Below are 18649 nucleotides of genomic sequence, written 5' to 3'. Positions count from 1 at the left end.
CGCTGTAGTGCCGGACCACTCGCCAGATGGTGGCGCACGCTCGCTCCCGAGAATGCTCACCCATAACGGAGGGCGTTGATTCTCAATACGCAACTAACCGCCTATCCCGACTACGTACACCACAAAACACAAACTCGTCTACAAACAACGGCCATCTGAAAAATAATGAGCACGTCAGTCGCCTGGCGATTATTGATAACGCGGGTTGAACGAAACCGCTGACGCGGTAGCAGGTGGCCGGCCGGCGGCGGCGTCCCCGGACCTGCTGGGCCCGGAGGAGGTGCGCGCCTGGCAGGTGCCGATGCTCGACAAATCGATGATGGTGGGCAGCAAGGCGAGGTAGAACATCATGATCTTCGCATTGCCGAGCGTCACGAGCATGCCGGCGACGAACATGCGCCACGGCGACTGACCGCTCGGCAATTCGCCGCCTTTCACGTCGGTCGGCGCGCGCCACATCTTCCACGCAAGGAACAGCAGATAGCCGACGCCGATGAATTTCAGCACGACGAACATCGTGCCGAAGCCGCGCGCGATCACCGCGAGGCCGGCCACCGCGCAGCTCAGCCACAGTGCTTCGCCTAGCCACATCGCGGCAAGAAACGGCAACACGTCGCGAAAGCCGTTGGTCAGCACGCGCGCGACCAGCGCGGCGATGCTGGGACCGGGCGTGCCGGCGGCGATGATCAGCGCCAGCGCAAACACGAGCAAAGCGGACAGCGTCATGGATATCTTCGTGATTTTGAGCCGGCGCGCAGCCGCCGGTTGACGACGCGCCACAGTGCGCTCACCAGCAACGACCCGACACCGAGCCCCACGCCCAGCAGCACGATCGAACTCATATGATCGCGCACCAGCGGCACGTTGCCGAACAGATAACCTGCCGCCACCAGCGACACGATCCATAGCGCCGCCCCAGCCGTGACGAACGACACGAAACGTGCGAACGTCATGCGCGAGACGCCGGCGACGAACGGCGCGAACGTGCGCACCACGGCAATGAACGGTGACAGAAGGAAGGTCAGGCCGCCGCGTGCTTCGTAGAATGCGTGCGCTTTACGCAGCGCATTCTTGTCGACCCAGCGATAGTCGGCGGTATAGACTTTCTCGCCGATCGCGCGGCCGAACCCATAATCGACGATGCTGCCGGCCACGGTCGCGGCGAACAGCACCGGCATCACGATCCAGACATTCAGCGCGCCAGTCGCGGCGAGGCCGCCGCAGATGAAAATCAGCGGATCGCCAGGCAAAAAGAATAGCGGCAGGAAGCCGATCTCGACGAACACTACGAGAAACAGCATCGCGTAGACGGCGCCGCCGTATTGCACGATCAAGCCGCTGAGGTGCTGGTCGAAGTGCAGGGCGACCTGCAGCAGATGCATCAGATCCATCTTGAGTCGAACGGGAATTCAGGTGTTCAGCAGTGTAGTCCCGTGGCGGCGCGGGCACTTGTTTATTTCGCCGCGATGATGTCAATATCGCGGCGTGTCCTTCAGGGAAATTCGCACGAAACGCCCATGCAACAGGCTTCCAGCGTCACCTTCCGGTTTGCCGCACCGCACGATGCGCACGCTATCCGCACGATCGAGTTCGAGGCCGGCCAGCGCTTCGTCAGCGTCGGCATGGCCGGTATCGCCGATGCGCCGCCGATGGCGGTGGACATCGTCAACCGCAAGATCGCCGCGCAGCAGATCGTCGTCGCCGTGGCGGGCGGCGAGACATGCGTCGGGTTCGTGATGTTCGAGCCGCAGGCCACGCGGTTCTACGTCCAGGAACTCGATGTACTCACCGCGTATGCCGGGCAGCGCATCGGTGCGGCGCTGATCGAGCAGGTCGCGCAACTGGCGCGCGCGCAACAGCTGACGCAACTCACGTTGTCGACGTTTCGCGAGGTGCCGTGGAACGCGCCGTACTATCGGCGGCTCGGCTTTCGCGATATCGAAGAAGCCGAACTCGACGCGGCGTTGATCGAGCGGCGCGACGCGCATATCGCTCGCGGACTCGACGAATCGAAACGCGTGTTCATGCGGCGCGATCTTGCATGAAGCAGGGGGCGCGCGGAATTTGCATTGGGTAGCACATAAAAAAATGCGGCGGGCGTCACCGGATTTCACTCCGGTCACGCCCGCCGCGCGTTTTTGCAGCGTACTTTTGCTAACCAGCCGCGTTAATACAGCGACAGCGGCCTATGCTTCCGCTGACGCCGCAGCTTATTCGACCGCTTTACGCTACCGCTGTTACTCCACCGTTTCCAGCGCCGGATAATCGACGTAGCCGGTTTCGCCGCGCGCATAGTACGTTGCCGGATCCGGCTTGTTCAACGGCGCATTCGTGGCGAAGCGGCGCACCAGATCCGGATTCGCGATGAACAGTTGACCCCACGCCACCGCGTCTGCTTCACCTGCGTCGAGCACTTGCTGCGCGGTTTCCCTGGTGAACTTTTCGTTGGCGATGTACGGGCCGCCGAACGCCTTCTTCAGTTGCGGGCCGAGGCGGTCTTCGCCGAGCGCTTCGCGTGCGGCGATGAACGCGATCTTGCGCTTGCCGAGTTCGCGAGCCACGTAGCCGAAGGTGCCGGCCGGATCGGAATCGCCCATCGTATGCACGTCGCGGCGCGGTGCGAGGTGCACGCCGACACGGTTGGCGCCCCACACGTCGATACATGCGTCGGTGATGTCGAGCAGCAGGCGGGCGCGGTTTTCGATCGGGCCGCCATAGGCGTCGGTGCGCGTGTTGGTGCTGTCCTGCAGAAACTGGTCGAGCAGATAACCGTTCGCGCCGTGGATTTCGACGCCGTCGAAACCGGCTTGCTTCGCGTTCTCGGCGCCCTTACGGAACGCTTCGACCACGTCGGCGATTTCATCGAGTTCCAGCGCGCGCGGCGTCACATAGGCGCGCTCCGGACGCACGAGGCTCACGTGGCCCTGGGCGGGGATCGCGCTCGGCGCGACCGGCAGTTCGCCATTCAGGAACAACGGGTCCGAAATACGGCCGACGTGCCACAGTTGCAGGAAGATCTTGCCGCCGGCGGCGTGCACGGCGTTCGTGACGATTTTCCAGCCTTCGACCTGTTCCTGCGACCAGATGCCGGGCGTTTCGGCGTAGCCCACGCCCTGCGGCGTCACCGAGGTGGCTTCGCTGATGATCAGCCCGGCCGTTGCGCGCTCGGCGTAGTACTTCGCCATCAATTCGTTCGGTACGCGGACTTCGCCGGCGCGTTGACGCGTGAGCGGCGCCATGATGATGCGGTTCGGCAACGTGATGTCGCCAATCTGGAGCGGGTCAAAAAGAGTCGGCATATGAGTTCACCTTTGCTGGCGGGCGCGTGGCCCGAGCGTTAAAAAGACAACGTGAAGAAAGAAGCGCGGCGACGCGGATGGGCTGGTCAGAGCTCGGTGTTCATATGCTCGAGAAACGCCTGAATGACGGGCTCGTTGCGTTTGAAAAACACCCATTGACCGACTCGCTTCGACGTGACGAGGCCCGCGCGCTGTAAAGCGGCGAGGTGCGCCGACACGGTCGACTGCGACAGGCCGCAGCGCGCGTCGATCTTGCCGGCGCACACGCCGTGATCGAGCGGCAGTTCCTGGTCGGCGAAATGCGCGTACGGCTCCCGCAGCCAGCCGAGAATCTCCCGGCGCACGGGGTTGGCAAGCGCTTTGTGGATCGCGTCGATGTCGAGCGTCATCTGGGTGCTTTCAAATCATGAACAACAAGCGGATGTGGCGCCGGTCGGCTCACGCATCTGCATCGCTACAGGACGAATTGTATATCGGAATTTAACGATATGCATGAAGACATTACCGGCTATGGGGTCGATCGGTGTCGAGAGACAAAAAGGCCGTACTTCCCAGAAACCCGCTGAGATATTCAAAAAGGACTGTATTTCTACTTTTACATTGTGAAAAACCGGTATAAGTGATTGATTTTGTTATGCATGTTGTGACCGCGTGCAGCGCTTAAGTTCTGGCGGGACGGCGGAAATGGTTGCTGGGGTCCAGAATATATAGTTCGGAAAACTAAATGGAAGGACGTACTTCCCTCTGTTGGCGCGGCACCGACAAAGTATTTCAGTTCGCTTTCGGATTGTCGGCGGCGTGTTGTGAGCGGGATGGAGGTCGTGGAGCGGCTTATGACGACTTCCATTGTCGGGAGTGGGTTTGCGGGGCGCATATATCTGCATTTCCAAGCGGCTGAAACTCGGCCATTGCCGCCATTAAGGCGGCTTGGGTACTACGTCGGCAATGTGTTTGATTGCTGACGGTGGCGGCATCAAGCAGCCGGACGGCAGCTTCCTAAATCGGCGAACTCACACTCCCGACCCACTCCGGATGCTGGACGAGGCGCCATCTAATCGGCAGCTTTCAGAGTGCCCCGGTCATTCATTCCTTCGAGTCGCTTGGCAGGTCATCGGCCTTTGCCGACATTCGGGTATCGGCGTTTATGAGGCGGTTACAGGTTGCGTTCCCGACATTCGCGCCTCGGCTGCCGCGAATGTCAGAACCCACCGCAAGCGGATGCGTACTTTCAACCCATCTCTGTCATTCAAATCAGCATTCCTGACCGGCCGCCTGCTGGTGAAAGCGTGCTGCCTGTCGCCGCAGGTGCGACAGCGTCGTGACGATGTCGCCCGGCTCGAGGCGGCTGGTGTAATCGGTGTTCAGCCAGGACAGGACAATCCTGCCCGTCCAGTCGGCGATATAGGTCGCGGGGAGAGGCATACGCCATCCTTCTTCTCCGTGTCCGTGAGGCCGAAGGCCGGCATCGCTGTAGATCGGACGCAAGGCGGCAGGTACCGTATAGGTAATGCCACAGCGACGGGCCACCTTCGCCTTGGCGTCCCAAAGCATAGAAAAAGGGAGATCCAGCAGATCGGTCCGCATCCGGGTGTCCGGGGACTGAGATGAAATCGCGACAAGCGAGGCGCCCAACTTGCAGATATCCTGGTGAATCCCGGCAAGCGCCGATAGCTCCAGCGCGCAGTAGTCACACCAGTCGCCGCGGTAAAAACTGACCACGACCGGTCCACGCAAGAGCAGACGAGAAAGCGTAATGGGGCGTCCATTTGCGTCCGGCAGCGTGAAATCGGGCATGCGATCGCCAGCCTTCTTGCAGCGGTCCAGTATGCCGGACGAGCGCAAGGCCGCGTCTGCCCGGCTGATTGCGCGTATGACGCTGCAGTCAGCGTTTTCCGCGAATGCCCGTTGGAATGCCTTCAATTGAGCGTTCAGGGTCATGTTAATTCTGTTGACGGTTCCGGACGATACTTTGTCCCTTTCCCACGGGATGTGGTAGATATGGCGCGGTGATAACGGTCATTCCAGGAGAGAATAACGATGAACCGCCTGTCGGCCATGGAGGCCTTCGTTCTTGTCGTCGATTCGGGATCGTTCTCGGGAGCCGCCCGTCAGCTACGGGTCGGCCAGCCGGCTGTCTCAAAGGCTATCGCCCAGCTCGAGGAGTTTCTCGGCGTGCACCTACTGCTGCGTACGACGCACGGTCTGGCGCCGACGGAATCGGGCCAGAACTTTTACGAACACGCAAAGCGCGCCATCGAGTCGGCCGAAGAGGCCGTGCTCGCGGCGAGAGGCGCCGGCGCGGCGCTTTCAGGGCGTCTGCGCGTGAGTGCGGCCGTCACGTTTGCCCGACTGCACGTCATGCCGATTTTGCCTGCGTTTCTCGAGGCACATCCGTCCCTCGATATCGACCTCTTTCTCGACGACCGCAACATAGACCTCATCGAGACAGGCATCGACGTGGCGCTGCGTATGGGCGCACTGGCAGACTCCTCCCTCACTGCGAGGCGTATCGCGCAGAGTCGCCGTCTCGTTATTGGAACTCCTGAATATTTCGGCAGGGCCGGTGTGCCGGCTACGCCGATGGATCTGGTCGGGCATCAGGCCGTCATCTACGACCAGCGCGGAGGTGGCGACACCTGGGTCTTCCGCCAAGGCTCGGCTGAGACCTCAGTAATCGTGCGCGGCAGGGTCAGGGCGACCGCCGCAGAAGGCGTTCGTGAAGCGGTACTGTCCGGCCTCGGACTGACCATTTCCTCTGAATGGATGTTCACGCCGGAACTGAAATCGGGCCAAGTGCGTGCGGTGCTTGAGGACTGGTCGTTGCCGCCCATTGACCTGTGGGCAGTGTCCCCGACGGGGCGGCGGGCGAGCGCAAAAGCAAGAACGTTTATTTCGTTTATGGAGCCCCGTTTCTTCGGTAACGAAGAGGCGGCTACCAGGGCGACCGATGCACCCGCTCGATGACATGCTCTAAGGGCATTGGAAACCGTTCGAAGCGCGCAAGCGCTTCCTCAATCCGGGTCTTGTGCCTACCCGCCGCTGTGTCACCCACGTCCATTTCTGTGCCGCGAGCCTGCGTTGCCGACGCTCCGCCTTCAAGTCGATCGCGGCGACAACCGCCTGCAAGCACCGGCAGCGCGAAGTAACCGGGCAGGCGCTTTTCCTCAGGTACGTAAAGCGGCCTCGAACCGGCGTTCCTAACCAAAAAACAGCCATTCCATTGCGGAATAACGGCTATTCTCCCCGCAGCACTATCTCTGCGCGTCCGCCGGTTGTTTAATTTGGCCGATGGGAGCAATCAGCTCCGGCATGTATTTCAACTTGAGGAGCAGACAGTGTCGAGATTGAAAAACAAGGTGGCGGTTGTGACAGGCGGTACCAGCGGCATTGGCCTCGCGACTGCGCAACGGTTTGTTGCCGAAGGTGCCTTTGTCTATATTTTTGCGCGCCGCAAGGAAGAACTTGAAAAGACCGCAGCCATGCTCGGCTCGAACGCCGCGACGGTGTGCGGAGACGTGCGCAACCTCGGCGATCTGGACCGGCTATATGGAAAGATCGCGGCGGACGGCCGGAAGCTGGATATCGTTGTCGCAAACGTTGGGGCTGTCAACAGCGTGAAGCTCGGCGACGTCACGATCGACAGCTTCAACCACAACTTCGAGGTCAATGCGCGGGGCGTGCTGTTCACCGTGCAAAAGGCGCTCCCGCTGCTGAATAACGGTGCGTCGATCATCCTGACGAGCACGATCGCGTCGCTGCGCGGTTTCCCGGGCCGAAGCGCCTATGCAGCGTCTAAGACGGCATTGCGCTCGTACGCGCGTACGTGGACGATGGAGTTGAAGGACCGGGGGATCCGGGTCAACACTATCACGCCGGGTCCGTGCGACACGCCGCTGATCGACGCTGAGACGAAATCGCCGGAGGAGGCTGAGGCAGTGCGCGCGAAGCACGCTGCCAATATCCCGCTCGGCCGGATGGCGCGGCCGGAAGAGATCGCAGCCGCGATGCTGTTCCTGGCGTCCGACGACAGCAGCTTCGTCGCCGGCAGCGAGCTGCTGGTCGATGGCGGCATGTGCTCCGTCTGAGCCCGTCCAGGCGATCACCTCCAGTTCCACAGCAATCGTCTGACGCCGTCCAATTGATGGCCCGTGTGCGTCATGGTCTATTTTGAATGAGGATTCCTATGCAGAAGCTCAAAGGAAAAGTTGCTGTCGTCACGGGCGGTAGTAGCGGTATAGGTCTCGCCACCGCCAAGCGCTTCGTCGATGAAGGTGCGTTCGTCTACATCACCGGCCGCCGCCAGACGGAACTCGACAAGGCGGTATCCCTGATCGGACGCAACGTCGCCGCAGTGCAGGGTGACGTGTCCAACCTCGCCGATCTCGACCGGCTCTACGCCAAGGTCGCCAGCGAGAAGGGCACGATCGATGTCCTCTTCGCCGGGGCAGGCGTCGTCGATCCTCAGCCGCTCGCCGAAACGACGGAGGAAAGTTTCGACAAAGCCTTCGCGATCAACACCCGGGGTCTGGTCTTCACTGTCAAGAAGGCACTGCCGCTTCTGAATGACCGCGGGGCGATCATCGTGATCACATCGATCGCGGAGAACAAGGGCATCCCCGGCTTCACCGCCTACAGCGCTACCAAGGCGGCAGTACGCTCCTTCGTTCGCACGTGGACGGCCGAGCTGAAGGACCGCCGCATCCGGGTCAATGCGATCTGCCCGGGCCCGATCGACACGCCGATCTTCGACCAGCAGGCGCCGACCAAGGAGGGGGCTGACCAGGCCCGCGCCCAGTTCGCCGCGGCGGTCCCGTTCGGGCGACTCGGCCGCCCTGAGGAGATCGCATCCGCCGCCTTGTTCCTTGCGTCTGACGAAGCAAGTTTCATCGCAGGCGTAGACCTCCCGGTCGATGGCGGCATGAGCGCGATTTGAGGTTGGCGGCTGCCGCAATGCTCGAACGGCCGCTACCTGCGACGAAGTTGACGTTCGAATGTCCGAAAGAGGGTTTCGACGAACGTCTCTTGATGATCGATTACTTGACGAGCATGGCCTTCGAGTGAGGGTCCGATGTCTGGGCGGAGCCGGCGCTCGAATGTCCGTCCGGGAGCTCGATCGAAAGACCGGACATGGCCGACTGTACGCGTTCGGCGCGCTTGTCCGTAAGCCGCCGGTGGAAACCTTTCGTCCTGCACCAGTTGCAGCTTTGCGGCGTCGTGGCTCAGCGGGTGCACCGGCCATGGCCATCTCCTGCCATTCGCCTAGGTGCTCAGACGGACATCCAAACGTCCGGTGCACTTAGACAGCGAACGTTCCCGTCGCGCTAAAGTTCCTCGCGCCCTATACCGGTGGCGCGGGCGTTTTGCCCGGTCTGATCCTGCGGTCGCCGCGTGAATCATTTCCCAAAATGGACGCCACGCCTTCCAGTCACCGGATCAATTCTCAGTAATCCTTTTGAATTGCCTAATCTATGCCTTGCATGCACTCCTTCGGATCAATGACACCAAGGCTCTTGACGATCCTGAAACTACCATTTTTTGCCTGGGCAATGTACATATTCATTCGAACGTGATGCTGGCCGGGAACCATTTCAGCTGGACCGCCCGGGCCCTCAGCGATCTTTGCGTGGTCTAGTGCCTTAAGGACATCTTCCTGCCTTAGCGAGCCTGCCTCATTCACAGCAGCCTCCCAGAGCCTCAGGCCTCGGTACATGCCTGAACACGCACTGCCAGCAGTGAACCTGGCATTGCCTGGATAGAGCTTGTCGTACTGATCGATCAATGTCCTACTGAAGGAATCGCTGACGTTTTGGTAGTAATCGAGGCAACTGTACAGACCCTCCACGTGTGCGGCTGGCACCAGGTTCAGGAAGTTCTCGTCGAAATACGTGCAGACTATGTATCCACCTCGCTTCGTAAAGCCAGAGTCGTAAAGCTGCTCGAGGAATGGCGTGAGCCCAGGAGGCACGATCGTATTGAATACCACCTGCGCACCGCTGGACGTGATCTTGTCAATAGTCTTGCTGTAATCAGTATGATCGAGGGGGAAGTACTCCTCCCCGACTATCGCGCCACCGTTGGCCGTGACAACTTGACGAACCTTCTTATTCATCGTGTGTGGCCAAATATAGTCAGCTGACGGCAAGTAGAATTTCTTCGCACCCGTTTCTTGCATCAACCATGGCATGAAAGATTCAACCTGCTGCGCTGGCACCGGGCCGGTACAGAAGATGAGCGGGTCACATTCCTGTCCCTCGTATTGCTCTGGGTAAATGTAAAGCTTCTTGCCATTCACTACAGCGGACCGCTTGATAGCCTGCCTCGTGGAGCTATAAATGCCACCGAAGATCACATCGACTTGATCTTGCAGGACGAGCTTGGCAGCTTTGGCTTCCGCTACGCTATCTGTAGTTGCGCTGTCCTCAAGGTACAGATCTATCTGCCGCCCCAACAAGCCACCCTTTGCATTGATGTCATTAATTACCATCTTGGCCACATTTGCATTGGCGATACCCATGAACGAGAGTGCACCCGTCTCGTCCGTGACTACTCCCACCTTGATGGATGATTCGTTCATGGCGTTCTCTCCTCTCGGAACTGGCTATTGGTGAATGAGCGCTGGCTTTCGAACGGTGTACTCGCACATGTGTTGGCGTGGCCTGACATATCTCTCGTCTTTGGGAAGCATGCTCACCCATACCAGCCTGAGCTTCAGTTCCTTGGGATGTCGGCAGTGACGGCGTTCTGTAACCATACGTACTCGCTCTCGCACCCAACCAGCATAGGTCAATTCAGGGTTGGCTTCCTCTCCAGCGGACGGGGTTCAATCCACGCGAACCGTCAACACGCGTAAATTTCACCTGAGGTCCGCTATTTCCCTTCGGGTCTAGCCCCACGCGCTGCTCAAACACCGCCGTATCATGCTTCATGACGCGCAGGCGATCCACCCGGGAACGCCGCAAATTTCGCTGCGTTGCCTCAAATTCACCACCACGCACCGGTTACCCTATGTCTTATCAGAGTGCCGGGTACCTCGCCAAAAGCTCAGGCGATTCGGCCATCTTGTTGGTTGGGTGGTGTTCGGATGCTGCGACCAAGCCAGAGATCCCGGAAGACGGAGCCCGTGACTATCAGTCGTTCCTCGCAGGAATGGCGTTCGCGTCGAAGGCAGACGGCTTGCGCCATTCGTACCCCCGCATGAAATCATCATATTCCGTACGGACAATATGGTTTGTGTAATTGCCCAAGATCTTCGCCGCTACACCGAGCAACACTTCTAGCACGTTTCGGCGAAAGTAACCCGCCGCCAGAAAGGCGTTAATGTCCGCTTCAGCAACGAAACCACGTTCCCGTACTACGTGAGCCGTGAAGCGACGCAACGCTTCAAGCTTTGGATCCGCGAGTGGCTTGCCTTCACGTAGGGCAGCGACGAGCGTCTGAGAGGAGCGACTCGTAGCGGTCAGTTCTTCGCCTGCATTGATTTCACAAGGGCGGCTGCGGAGGCACCTTCGAGCGACAATCCGTAGCCGACTTCCTGCAGGATGCGTTGCTTCAGGGGCCAAATAAAGTGGATGCGCGTGTTGCGACGTGCTACTTCGGGCGCTTTCAAATACTGCCTCGCCAATTCCTGTGCGCGGCCAAGCGCCTTGCCGTCTGGCACGACCTCGGCAACCACTCCCCACTCGCGGGCGACCGCCGACGTAATCGGCTGCGCGTTGAGCAGGAAAGTTTCCGCCCGTCCCGCGCCCGCGCGATAGCTCCAGGTGGTGAAGATACCGTCGCCAGGCACGACACCCGCAGCATAATGGCCCATGTCGTGAAAGGTTGCGCCCTCTGCCGCCACAATAACGTTGGCCAGCAGAATATACTCCGAGTGAATATGGGCACGCCCCTCGATGGCCGCGATGACTGGCACGCGTATATTGGCAATGTTCTCCAGGACCTGAACGCCTTCGTCATGGATCTGGCTCCAAACGTCGGGATCGGAGACGTCTTTGAAAGACGCCCAGTCAACCCCGGTCATGAAGTCACCGCCTGCACCTGTGAGGATGACGATCTTGTTCGCCCGATCCTGTGAAATCCGGTAGAACGCATCGACAACCTCCGTGTGGGCCTCTGCCGTGAAAGTGAGCGGACCTCCATCGCTATGGAATTGCACGACCAGCACGCCGTCCTCATCCCGCGTCAACTTCAGGTTGCGGTAGGCAGTGAAATAGTTATCCTGATTCGCTTGCATGATGCTCTCCTATGTCCGAACGGACTGAATTAGCTCTGCCAGTCTGCAGCGGGCCGACTTCACTAGATACTGTGGAAGGGCTTCTCACCGCGCCCCTTGCAGTAACACGAGGGATCGCGGGCCCGCTTTCGAAACACGCATGCAATTGAGCGGACGCCGGGCTGGCAAGTACCTCGCCGAACCTTGCATGAGTCCTGTCCGCGAGCTGGGAAAGAACTGACGAGCGACAACCGCTCCTGCCTGCTGCTCTGCGTCAGACGAAGAACCCTGCCAACGCGCGAGCCACTGCAACTGCATCATTTTCCATGGGGATGTGGCCCGCCTTCGGAATCCGGACAAGCTGCGTGTTCGGGATCTCTTTGGCGAAGCGCTCCGCGTGCTCGACGCGCTGGAAGCCGTCGTCTTCGCCCCAGACGAGCAGCTTTGGTGTCTGCGACGCGCGAAGGCGCGGTAACAGCTCCATCGTGTAGCGATTGTCCGCCGCACCGGCCAAGGCGAGCCACGACCGTGCAACGCGCGGGTCCGTCCAGGGTTCGAGATACTCGGCTACTTCGCTTTCCGTTGTTGGCCTCGCCAGTGCCGTGAGGACTGACTTGCGACGGGCAGCAAGGATATCCTCCGTCGTCGTCGCAGCGGCCACCGCCGGATCGCGGAACCGGGCAACGCCGGGCACCGGCCACGAATCGAACATCACTGCATTCACGAGCGCAAGCTTGCTGACCTCTATCTTCCCGTCGACCAGCACCTGCTGCGCAATGCCCCCGCCAATGTCGTGCCCTGCGACGCCCACCGGTCCCACGATACCGAGCGCATCCAGGAAGCGCGGCAGCCAATCCGCCAAAGCGGGAATCGAGGCATCCGCAATGGTCAGCTCGCCACCCGAGCGGCCGGAGCCAGGGAAATCCACCGCGATGGGGCGCAATCCGGCGGCGGCCAGGTCGTCTAGCACGGGCTGCCATACCCGGCTCCAATAGGTGCCGTGCAGCAACAACAGGACGGATCCTGCCGGGTCACCGGCGCTCAGGTAGCTGACCGGTACGCCAGCCACGTCAACAGTTCTTCGTTCCATGGTGAAAATCCTCCGTTGCAGCCCGTAGTGTCGGGCGATCGAGGTGCACGGCCTCCGCCGCGCATGGGGCACATCTTCGTTCGTGCTTTCGCGGCATCCGAAAACTCGCACATAACGAATACGCTTAGCGAATGAACTGCTTTACGTAGTCGGCGCCGAGGCGGATCTCTTCGTAATGCCTGCGAGCCGCTTCGATTTTCGTGAACACATCTTCGTATCCCACTGCTGTGCCTTGAGGATCGACGTAGGTGTACCCGCCCGTGACGTGGAACCACGTGATCATCTCTGTTACGTCCTCGGGCACGTACAAGGTGTGCGTCTCGCCTGCTGGCTCGTGTGCGTAGCCACCCTGCTGCGCAACCCAGTCGTGCTCGAGGTAATACCATCTGCCTCTCAGAACGATCGCGTGTACAGGCCCGGTATGGCGGTGGCGCGAGAGCACGCCGGACTGACGCACTCTGAGAAGATTGACGTAGTAGCCTTGGCTGGCGCTGAGAAGCAGCGGCTTGAACGAAACAGTCGGCGTCATCGGCACCCAAAGGTTATCGTCCTCCAGCCATTTGTCGAGTATGCCCAAATGCACGATGTCGGGTGACATGTCAGGGGGTTGAGGCAACTGATAAGGGATAGCACGCTCATCAGGCTTTCTTGCAGTTGTGCTGGTCATGTTACGAGACCTCCAGAAGATATCGGCGCGCCGAGCGCACGGGTCAGGCGGCGGACTTTACCGGCTTCGTCCACTCGTTGCCCTTCATGAACGGGTCGTACTGCGTATGTACGATGTGGTTCGTATAGTTGCTCATGACCTTCGTGGCAACTCCGAGTATCACTTCAAGCACGTTCTGGCGTGTGAAGCCGGCGGCGAGAAATGCCTCGACATCCGGCTCAGAAGCAAAGCCGCGTTCGCGCACGACAATCGTCGTGAAGCGATGCAGGGCTTCAAGCTTCGGATCAGGCAGAGGCTCTCCATCGCGTAGCGCGGCGATGACAGCGGGATCCATCTTGATCATCCGGGCAAGTGCCGAATGGCCGGCCATACAGTAATGGCAATTGTTTTCGAAGTTCGAGGTCAGGTAGACGACCTGCTGCTCATGCGGGGTAAGCGTACTCTTGGCAAAGAGGTCCCAGAGGGCGGAGTAGCCGGCAAGGAGCTCAGGCGATTCGGCCATGTGAGACTGGAGATTCGGCACAAAGCCAAAGGTCTTTTTCGCGTCTTCCAGGGCGGGTTTCGAAGCGGCCGGTGCGGTCTCAATCGTGTACGACGGGAACGTGCTCATGATCTGCTCCAAACGGGAAATTCGTGGTATCCAGATGATGCGCGCGACGTCACGCTGGCAGAAGACCCTCGATACACATAACATCCATTCCAGGCAGGCATAAAACGTTTAACGCCCCCGCCACGCTTGATGTCAGACTGCGCCAGGATGCGGCAGCACATTGAGAAAGGTTGGCTCCGAGCCAGCGCTCCGGAGAAAAATGGGTGCTCACACCGTCCGGGAACAGAATGGCAGATATCGTCAGCAGTATGCGGATATTCGTCCGCGTGGTCGAAACCGGTTCCTTCACCGCCGTCGCGAAAGAGAACAACGTGACGGCTGCGCAGGTTTCGCGTGCAGTCACGGCGCTGGAGCAACAGTTGCAGACCGTCGTGCTGCATCGCACGACGCGACACCTCTCTGTCACCGAACCCGGTGGACGCTTCTACGAGCGCGCCAAAGCGATTCTCGCAGCGATCGACTCGGCAACCGACGAGGCTCGCAGTGCAGGCGTATCGCCAGCAGGCAGATTGCGGATGCATTGCGCGCCAGGCCTTGCGCAGAGCATGGTGGCCGCGGCGCTGACCAGTTATCGGAACGCCTACCCCGATGTCTTCATCGAACTGAAGATCGAACAAAGCATGCCCAATCTGGTCGAGGAGGGGTATGACCTTTCGCTGATCTCCGCTACGGAGCTTCCCGATTCCGTGTATGTTGCGCAGCCGCTCGGCGCGGCGTACGCAGTCATGGTGGCCTCGCCGGACTATTTGAAACGGCACGGCACGCCACGCACGCGCGACGAACTAAGCGCCCACACGTTGCTGATGCTCGAATCGCCCGTGTCGCCGCCCGACGAATGGCATATCGAAAGCGAAGCGGACGCTCAGATCTGGAAGATTCCGAAGTCGCCGCTTCAAGTCAATGTCCCCGATGTGATGCGGGCAGCCCTGCTGCAGGGGGCTGGCATTGGCACACTTGCGACGTACACCGCCGTCGACGACCTTGTCGACGGAAAGCTCGTGCGCGTGCTCCCGCACTATCGCCTCAGGCCGTTCACCGTGTTCGCGGTCTACCCCTCGCGCCGCTATCTCGATGCCAAGGTCCGCACGCTGCTCGAGCACCTGCGCTCGACGCTCTCGTCGTCCTTGAATAATGCAATCGAGCGCATCGAGGCGCTGGCCCGCGCGGATTCGCTGCAGACCTGAAGCCTCCACGCACGGGCCACGCAACGCGGATGGCTTTCTCGACCCCGGTTTGCGGCTGCCGAGGCCCTGGCGCCTGACACTGCCCGCGGCCGCCACTCAAAAAGGCGCGCATGCGGATTCCGTGCAGCGCCATCAAAAATCTTTATCTGCGCCACCGGCTTAATTGCGCGGCTGCCGCTCGATAGACTGATTCCCAACCGGTAGACGTTCACCCCATTGAACGCGCTGACCGGATCCCTTATTGGAGAATCGATCATGAAACGCATCCTTATTGCTTCACTGCTCACGGCCACGACGGCTCTTCCTGTCGCAGTCTTCGCTCAATCCGGCGTCACGCGCGCGCAGGTACGGGCAGAGCAACTCGAACTGCAACAGGCGGGATATCGCGGCACGACGTCCGACGCCACGTATCCGTCTGAACTGCTCGCGGCGGAACAGCGTGTCGCAGCGCGCAACGCGTCGCAGGCGAGTGGTGCAGCCAACAGCGGCTCTGGCCCGGCGACGTCCGGCTCGTCTTCATCCGGCGGCCGCACCGCACCTCCACAAGAGGTCCCCGGTTTTCACTCGATCTATTTCGGGAGCTGATCATGAGCAATTTGGAAGTCACCCATCACACGATCACAGCGAACGGCATTCGCCAGCACTTTGTCGAGGCGGGCGAAGGCGCCCCTGTCGTCCTGCTGCACGGCTTTCCGGAAACGCATTACGCATGGCGGCATCAGATCCCCGTGCTCGCGCAACATTACCGCGTGATCGCACCGGACCTGCGGGGCTATGGCGAAACGGAAAAGCCCGCGGACGGCTACGATAAGCGCACGATGGCGAACGATCTGCGCGCCCTCTTGCGCGAACTGTCGATCGAGCGTATTGCGCTCGTGAGCCACGATCGCGGTGCGCGGGTCGCGACGCGCTTTGCGAAGGACCATCCGGAGGCGGTCGATCGCCTCGTCGTCATGGACAACGTGCCGACGCGCATCGTCGCCCAGTCAATCAACGCACAGATCGCGCGCGCATATTGGTTCTTCCTGTTCCATCAGGTTCCCGATCTGCCGGAGACGCTTATCGCGGGCAACGAGCGTGCATGGCTGCGACACTTGTTCTCCGACTGGTCCTACAACCCGCACACGATCTCGGGCGAAGCTTTCGAGACCTACGTTCGCGCATATGAAGCACCGGGTGCCGTGCGGGGTGCAATGGCGGACTACCGTGCCAACGCGGTCGATGTCGCTCACGACAAAGTAGACGCCGATGTGCTGATCCAAGCCCCGACGCTCGCCCTGTGGGGCGCGGAGTTCTATGCGGTAGGCAAGATGTTCGACATGCCGGGCGTGTGGAAAGGCATGGCGCGCGACGTCGTCACGCACGCCATTCCGCGTGCCGGCCATTTGCCGCATGAAGAACAGCCGGAAATCGTCAATCAGCTTCGACTTTCTCAAGGACTGGAAAGGCTGAAGCCAATCCGTCGCGAGCACGGCCAGCCATGGCGTGTTCGCGACGCTTAGTCAGGCCTGCACACAGGGAAACCATCATGACTTCCGAAATCGCAAGTGCGTTGATCCCATTCCTGTTCTCGATGGGAGCGGGATATTTCGCCGGGAGAATCAAAAAGGGCGCGCTGCCGCTGTCGTCGATCAATGCGATGCTCGTCGACTATGCGCTGCCATTCGCGCTTTTTCTTTACACCGCGAAGATGCAACGGGCGAGTCTTGCGCAACATGCCGTGCTGATCGCAGTGCTGGTCGGCGTGATGCTGGTGCCCTATTTCGCCTCGTTGCTGGTTTCGCGCCTGGTGTTCAAATCGGATCTTGCCCACGCCGCCGTGAGGGCCGTCACGATCGGCATGCCGAATTTCGCGTCGGTGGGCCTGCCGTTACTGCGTGCGGTGTATGGCCCCGAAAGCGACCTCACGGTTGCAATCGCCGTAACGGCGGCGGCGGTCGTCATGTCGCCCGCCGCGCTCATTCTGCTCGAACGTGCGTGTCCTGCGGCGCCCGCTTCGTCGGACGAGTCTCGGGGAACCGATGAATTGTTCGCCAAGGCATTGCGCAACACGTTCTTCAAACCGGTCGTACTTGCTCCGATTGCAGGTGTGCTCGCGTCGGTCTGCGGGTGGACGTTGCCGGATTTACTATCCCAATCGCTCAATATCATTGGTAGCACGACGGCTGGTCTGGCGTTGTTCTCGACCGGGCTTGTGCTTGCGGCGCAGCCGTTCAGGCTCGACGCGCAGGCGGGTTTCGGCGTTTTGTTGAGTAACGTTGTGCAACCGCTGATTGCGTTGGTGCTCGTCAGCCTGCTAGGCGTGCCGAAAGCTATCGCCGGACAGGCGATCCTGCTCGCGGCGATTCCGTGCGGTTCTTTCGGCATTCTTTTCGGCTTGTCGTACGGTGTCAGCGATGCGTCTGCGGGAACGACGCTTGTCGCTTCAAGCCTGCTATCCGCCGTGACGCTGAGCGGCACCATCGTCTTGCTGGGACACCTGTAGCGCGGCGCAGTCGTCGCGCTTGAAAAAGCAAGTCTGTGTGACGCGATAACGCGAACGATGACGCTCCCCATGAAAAATCGCCCTTCGGCGAACGCGTAGATATTCCGCCGGGGAATGAAATCTATTGCCCGAGCCTTCCACGAATGCCCTGAGTGCGGAGAGTTTGCCCATGTCCTTGCCTTTTCGCAACGAAGCTTTGCTTCCGGTCCGAATTCTACCGGTGCCCGCCAGCGACGCTCTCGCGCATGCGGAACACCCCGTGCTCCGGAGATCGGACCCTTGGACGAATCGGACGCCACCGGGCGCGTTCGACCTATGCATGCCAGGAATGAACGTTATGCCGCGACGCTGTCTTCTGCGGCATTGGTGCCTCGCGTAGCATCTGCTCATCATCACTTCATTCAGCAGACGATGAGCACCTTCAACTCGTACACGATCGAAACAGCCTCGGCCGCCTCAAAACCGGGCCTGGAAGACGCAAAAAAGATCTTCGGCTTCGTGCCGAATCTGCAGTCGCACATGGCCGAGTCTCCGGAGTTGCTTGCAGGCTACTCGGCACTGTGGGACCTCTTTTCGAAAAGCACGCTGACGCCGCACGAGCAGCAGGTCGTCTATCTGACATCGAACTTCGAGAACAACTGTCATTACTGCATGGCCGGCCATTCTGCTCTCGCGAAGATGATCAAGATGGACGCCGGCGTCATCGCGGCGCTACGCGAAGGCAATCCTTTGCCTGACGCGAAGCTTGAAGCGCTGCACCGTTTCGCGACGACCGTCGTTCGCGAACGCGGGTTCGCGTCCGACGCCGATGTCGACGCGCTCCTTGCCGCCGGATACACGCGGCAAAACGTGCTCGAAGTTATCCTCGGCGTGGCAACGAAGGTCATGAGCAACTACACGAATCACATTGTTCATACCCAATACGATCCGTTCATGAAAGGCAACGAATGGACGAAACCGGTCGACGCGGGCGCGGCGGCCTGATCTGCATGAACGAAACCGGGGAATGGTCGATGTTGGACGTTCCCCGCACCACATCAGCCGGGAGCGTCTCTCCCACGCGAACCGCTCTTGCGAATGCGAGTCGCTTCCTTGACTGGAC

Annotated in this window: 18 protein-coding genes and 1 pseudogene; 9 read left to right on the top strand and 10 right to left on the bottom strand. The window is 60.3% G+C overall.

Annotation, left to right across the window (positions count from 1 at the left end):
• Nucleotides 1-297 precede the first annotated feature (297 nt).
• Nucleotides 298-726 (bottom strand): annotated as a pseudogene (locus tag SB772_RS25240) (LysE family translocator); the annotation flags it as partial.
• Nucleotides 723-1391 carry a VTT domain-containing protein gene (locus SB772_RS25235; RefSeq protein ID WP_410835920.1) on the bottom strand — a complete coding sequence of 223 codons (669 nt, stop codon included), beginning with the start codon at nt 1389-1391 and terminating at the stop codon, nt 723-725. The pseudogene SB772_RS25240 and the gene SB772_RS25235, both read right to left, overlap by 4 nt.
• A 126-nt stretch (nt 1392-1517) precedes the next feature.
• Between SB772_RS25235 and SB772_RS25230 the strand changes: the two genes are divergently transcribed.
• Nucleotides 1518-2045, top strand: a complete 528-nt coding sequence (locus SB772_RS25230; protein ID WP_410835919.1) for a GNAT family N-acetyltransferase — start codon at nt 1518-1520, stop codon at nt 2043-2045.
• A 192-nt stretch (nt 2046-2237) separates the two neighbouring features.
• Here the strand turns inward: SB772_RS25230 and SB772_RS25225 are convergent, their stop codons facing one another.
• The 3 genes from SB772_RS25225 to SB772_RS25215 all read right to left on the bottom strand — a co-directional run bounded on the left by SB772_RS25225 (nt 2238) and on the right by SB772_RS25215 (nt 5237).
• A complete protein-coding gene (locus SB772_RS25225; RefSeq protein WP_410835918.1) occupies nt 2238-3299 on the bottom strand; it encodes an alkene reductase in 1062 nt (353 codons plus the stop codon).
• 86 nt (nt 3300-3385) lie between these two features.
• The gene (locus SB772_RS25220) at nt 3386-3688 is read right to left on the bottom strand and encodes an ArsR/SmtB family transcription factor (protein WP_410835917.1); all 303 of its coding nucleotides are present in this window, start codon (nt 3686-3688) and stop codon (nt 3386-3388) included.
• Nucleotides 3689-4550: 862 nt separating this feature from the next.
• On the bottom strand, nt 4551-5237 hold the full coding sequence (locus tag SB772_RS25215) for a peroxiredoxin-like family protein (protein WP_410835916.1): 687 nt from the start codon (nt 5235-5237) through the stop codon (nt 4551-4553).
• A 99-nt stretch (nt 5238-5336) separates the two neighbouring features.
• Between SB772_RS25215 and SB772_RS25210 the strand changes: the two genes are divergently transcribed.
• The 3 genes from SB772_RS25210 to SB772_RS25200 all read left to right on the top strand — a co-directional run bounded on the left by SB772_RS25210 (nt 5337) and on the right by SB772_RS25200 (nt 8232).
• Nucleotides 5337-6263 (top strand): LysR family transcriptional regulator, encoded by a 927-nt coding sequence (locus tag SB772_RS25210; RefSeq protein WP_410835915.1) that lies wholly within the window; start codon nt 5337-5339, stop codon nt 6261-6263.
• A gap of 371 nt (nt 6264-6634) precedes the next feature.
• Nucleotides 6635-7384 (top strand): SDR family NAD(P)-dependent oxidoreductase, encoded by a 750-nt coding sequence (locus SB772_RS25205; RefSeq protein WP_410835914.1) that lies wholly within the window; start codon nt 6635-6637, stop codon nt 7382-7384.
• A 98-nt stretch (nt 7385-7482) separates the two neighbouring features.
• The gene (locus SB772_RS25200; RefSeq protein WP_410835913.1) at nt 7483-8232 is read left to right on the top strand and encodes an SDR family NAD(P)-dependent oxidoreductase; all 750 of its coding nucleotides are present in this window, start codon (nt 7483-7485) and stop codon (nt 8230-8232) included.
• Between the two features lie 528 nt (nt 8233-8760).
• Here SB772_RS25200 and SB772_RS25195 read toward each other — a convergent pair.
• The 5 genes from SB772_RS25195 to SB772_RS25175 all read right to left on the bottom strand — a co-directional run bounded on the left by SB772_RS25195 (nt 8761) and on the right by SB772_RS25175 (nt 13878).
• The gene (locus tag SB772_RS25195) at nt 8761-9873 is read right to left on the bottom strand and encodes a substrate-binding protein (protein WP_410835912.1); all 1113 of its coding nucleotides are present in this window, start codon (nt 9871-9873) and stop codon (nt 8761-8763) included.
• An 882-nt stretch (nt 9874-10755) separates the two neighbouring features.
• Complete coding sequence (locus tag SB772_RS25190) at nt 10756-11532, bottom strand: enoyl-CoA hydratase/isomerase family protein (protein WP_410835911.1); 777 nt, start codon at nt 11530-11532, stop codon at nt 10756-10758.
• A gap of 253 nt (nt 11533-11785) precedes the next feature.
• Nucleotides 11786-12601, bottom strand: a complete 816-nt coding sequence (locus tag SB772_RS25185) for an alpha/beta fold hydrolase (RefSeq protein WP_410835910.1) — start codon at nt 12599-12601, stop codon at nt 11786-11788.
• Nucleotides 12602-12725: 124 nt separating this feature from the next.
• Nucleotides 12726-13268 carry a 2,4'-dihydroxyacetophenone dioxygenase family protein gene (locus tag SB772_RS25180; protein ID WP_410835909.1) on the bottom strand — a complete coding sequence of 181 codons (543 nt, stop codon included), beginning with the start codon at nt 13266-13268 and terminating at the stop codon, nt 12726-12728.
• A 43-nt stretch (nt 13269-13311) separates the two neighbouring features.
• Nucleotides 13312-13878 (bottom strand): carboxymuconolactone decarboxylase family protein, encoded by a 567-nt coding sequence (locus SB772_RS25175; RefSeq protein ID WP_410835908.1) that lies wholly within the window; start codon nt 13876-13878, stop codon nt 13312-13314.
• 227 nt (nt 13879-14105) lie between these two features.
• Here SB772_RS25175 and SB772_RS25170 point away from each other — a divergent pair, with 227 nt between their 5' ends.
• The 5 genes from SB772_RS25170 (at nt 14106) to SB772_RS25150 (ending at nt 18531) form a co-directional block, all read left to right on the top strand.
• Nucleotides 14106-15062, top strand: a complete 957-nt coding sequence (locus tag SB772_RS25170) for a LysR family transcriptional regulator (RefSeq protein WP_410835907.1) — start codon at nt 14106-14108, stop codon at nt 15060-15062.
• Between the two features lie 255 nt (nt 15063-15317).
• The gene (locus SB772_RS25165; RefSeq protein ID WP_410835906.1) at nt 15318-15647 is read left to right on the top strand and encodes a DUF4148 domain-containing protein; all 330 of its coding nucleotides are present in this window, start codon (nt 15318-15320) and stop codon (nt 15645-15647) included.
• A gap of 2 nt (nt 15648-15649) precedes the next feature.
• Nucleotides 15650-16564 (top strand): alpha/beta fold hydrolase, encoded by a 915-nt coding sequence (locus tag SB772_RS25160; protein ID WP_410835905.1) that lies wholly within the window; start codon nt 15650-15652, stop codon nt 16562-16564.
• 26 nt (nt 16565-16590) lie between these two features.
• Nucleotides 16591-17547: an AEC family transporter gene (locus SB772_RS25155; RefSeq protein ID WP_410835904.1), complete on the top strand. Its 957-nt coding sequence runs from the start codon at nt 16591-16593 to the stop codon at nt 17545-17547.
• 411 nt (nt 17548-17958) lie between these two features.
• A complete protein-coding gene (locus SB772_RS25150) occupies nt 17959-18531 on the top strand; it encodes a carboxymuconolactone decarboxylase family protein (protein WP_410835903.1) in 573 nt (190 codons plus the stop codon).
• Nucleotides 18532-18649 lie beyond the last annotated feature (118 nt).

The sequence above is a fragment of the Paraburkholderia sp. SIMBA_030 genome, assembly GCF_046535245.1.
Taxonomy (GTDB): domain Bacteria; phylum Pseudomonadota; class Gammaproteobacteria; order Burkholderiales; family Burkholderiaceae; genus Paraburkholderia.
Note: the sequence above shows the minus strand (reverse complement) of the source record. Positions and strands in the feature narration are given on the sequence as shown.

Coding starts and splice junctions, on each gene's coding strand:
- SB772_RS25235 (WP_410835920.1), bottom strand. CDS start 1,391: ATGGATCTGATGCATCTGCTGCAGGTCGCCCTGCACTTCGACCAGCAC.
- SB772_RS25230 (WP_410835919.1), top strand. CDS start 1,518: ATGCAACAGGCTTCCAGCGTCACCTTCCGGTTTGCCGCACCGCACGAT.
- SB772_RS25225 (WP_410835918.1), bottom strand. CDS start 3,299: ATGCCGACTCTTTTTGACCCGCTCCAGATTGGCGACATCACGTTGCCG.
- SB772_RS25220 (WP_410835917.1), bottom strand. CDS start 3,688: ATGACGCTCGACATCGACGCGATCCACAAAGCGCTTGCCAACCCCGTG.
- SB772_RS25215 (WP_410835916.1), bottom strand. CDS start 5,237: ATGACCCTGAACGCTCAATTGAAGGCATTCCAACGGGCATTCGCGGAA.
- SB772_RS25210 (WP_410835915.1), top strand. CDS start 5,337: ATGAACCGCCTGTCGGCCATGGAGGCCTTCGTTCTTGTCGTCGATTCG.
- SB772_RS25200 (WP_410835913.1), top strand. CDS start 7,483: ATGCAGAAGCTCAAAGGAAAAGTTGCTGTCGTCACGGGCGGTAGTAGC.
- SB772_RS25195 (WP_410835912.1), bottom strand. CDS start 9,873: ATGAACGAATCATCCATCAAGGTGGGAGTAGTCACGGACGAGACGGGT.
- SB772_RS25190 (WP_410835911.1), bottom strand. CDS start 11,532: ATGCAAGCGAATCAGGATAACTATTTCACTGCCTACCGCAACCTGAAG.
- SB772_RS25185 (WP_410835910.1), bottom strand. CDS start 12,601: ATGGAACGAAGAACTGTTGACGTGGCTGGCGTACCGGTCAGCTACCTG.
- SB772_RS25180 (WP_410835909.1), bottom strand. CDS start 13,268: ATGACCAGCACAACTGCAAGAAAGCCTGATGAGCGTGCTATCCCTTAT.
- SB772_RS25175 (WP_410835908.1), bottom strand. CDS start 13,878: ATGAGCACGTTCCCGTCGTACACGATTGAGACCGCACCGGCCGCTTCG.
- SB772_RS25170 (WP_410835907.1), top strand. CDS start 14,106: ATGGCAGATATCGTCAGCAGTATGCGGATATTCGTCCGCGTGGTCGAA.
- SB772_RS25165 (WP_410835906.1), top strand. CDS start 15,318: ATGAAACGCATCCTTATTGCTTCACTGCTCACGGCCACGACGGCTCTT.
- SB772_RS25160 (WP_410835905.1), top strand. CDS start 15,650: ATGAGCAATTTGGAAGTCACCCATCACACGATCACAGCGAACGGCATT.
- SB772_RS25155 (WP_410835904.1), top strand. CDS start 16,591: ATGACTTCCGAAATCGCAAGTGCGTTGATCCCATTCCTGTTCTCGATG.
- SB772_RS25150 (WP_410835903.1), top strand. CDS start 17,959: ATGAGCACCTTCAACTCGTACACGATCGAAACAGCCTCGGCCGCCTCA.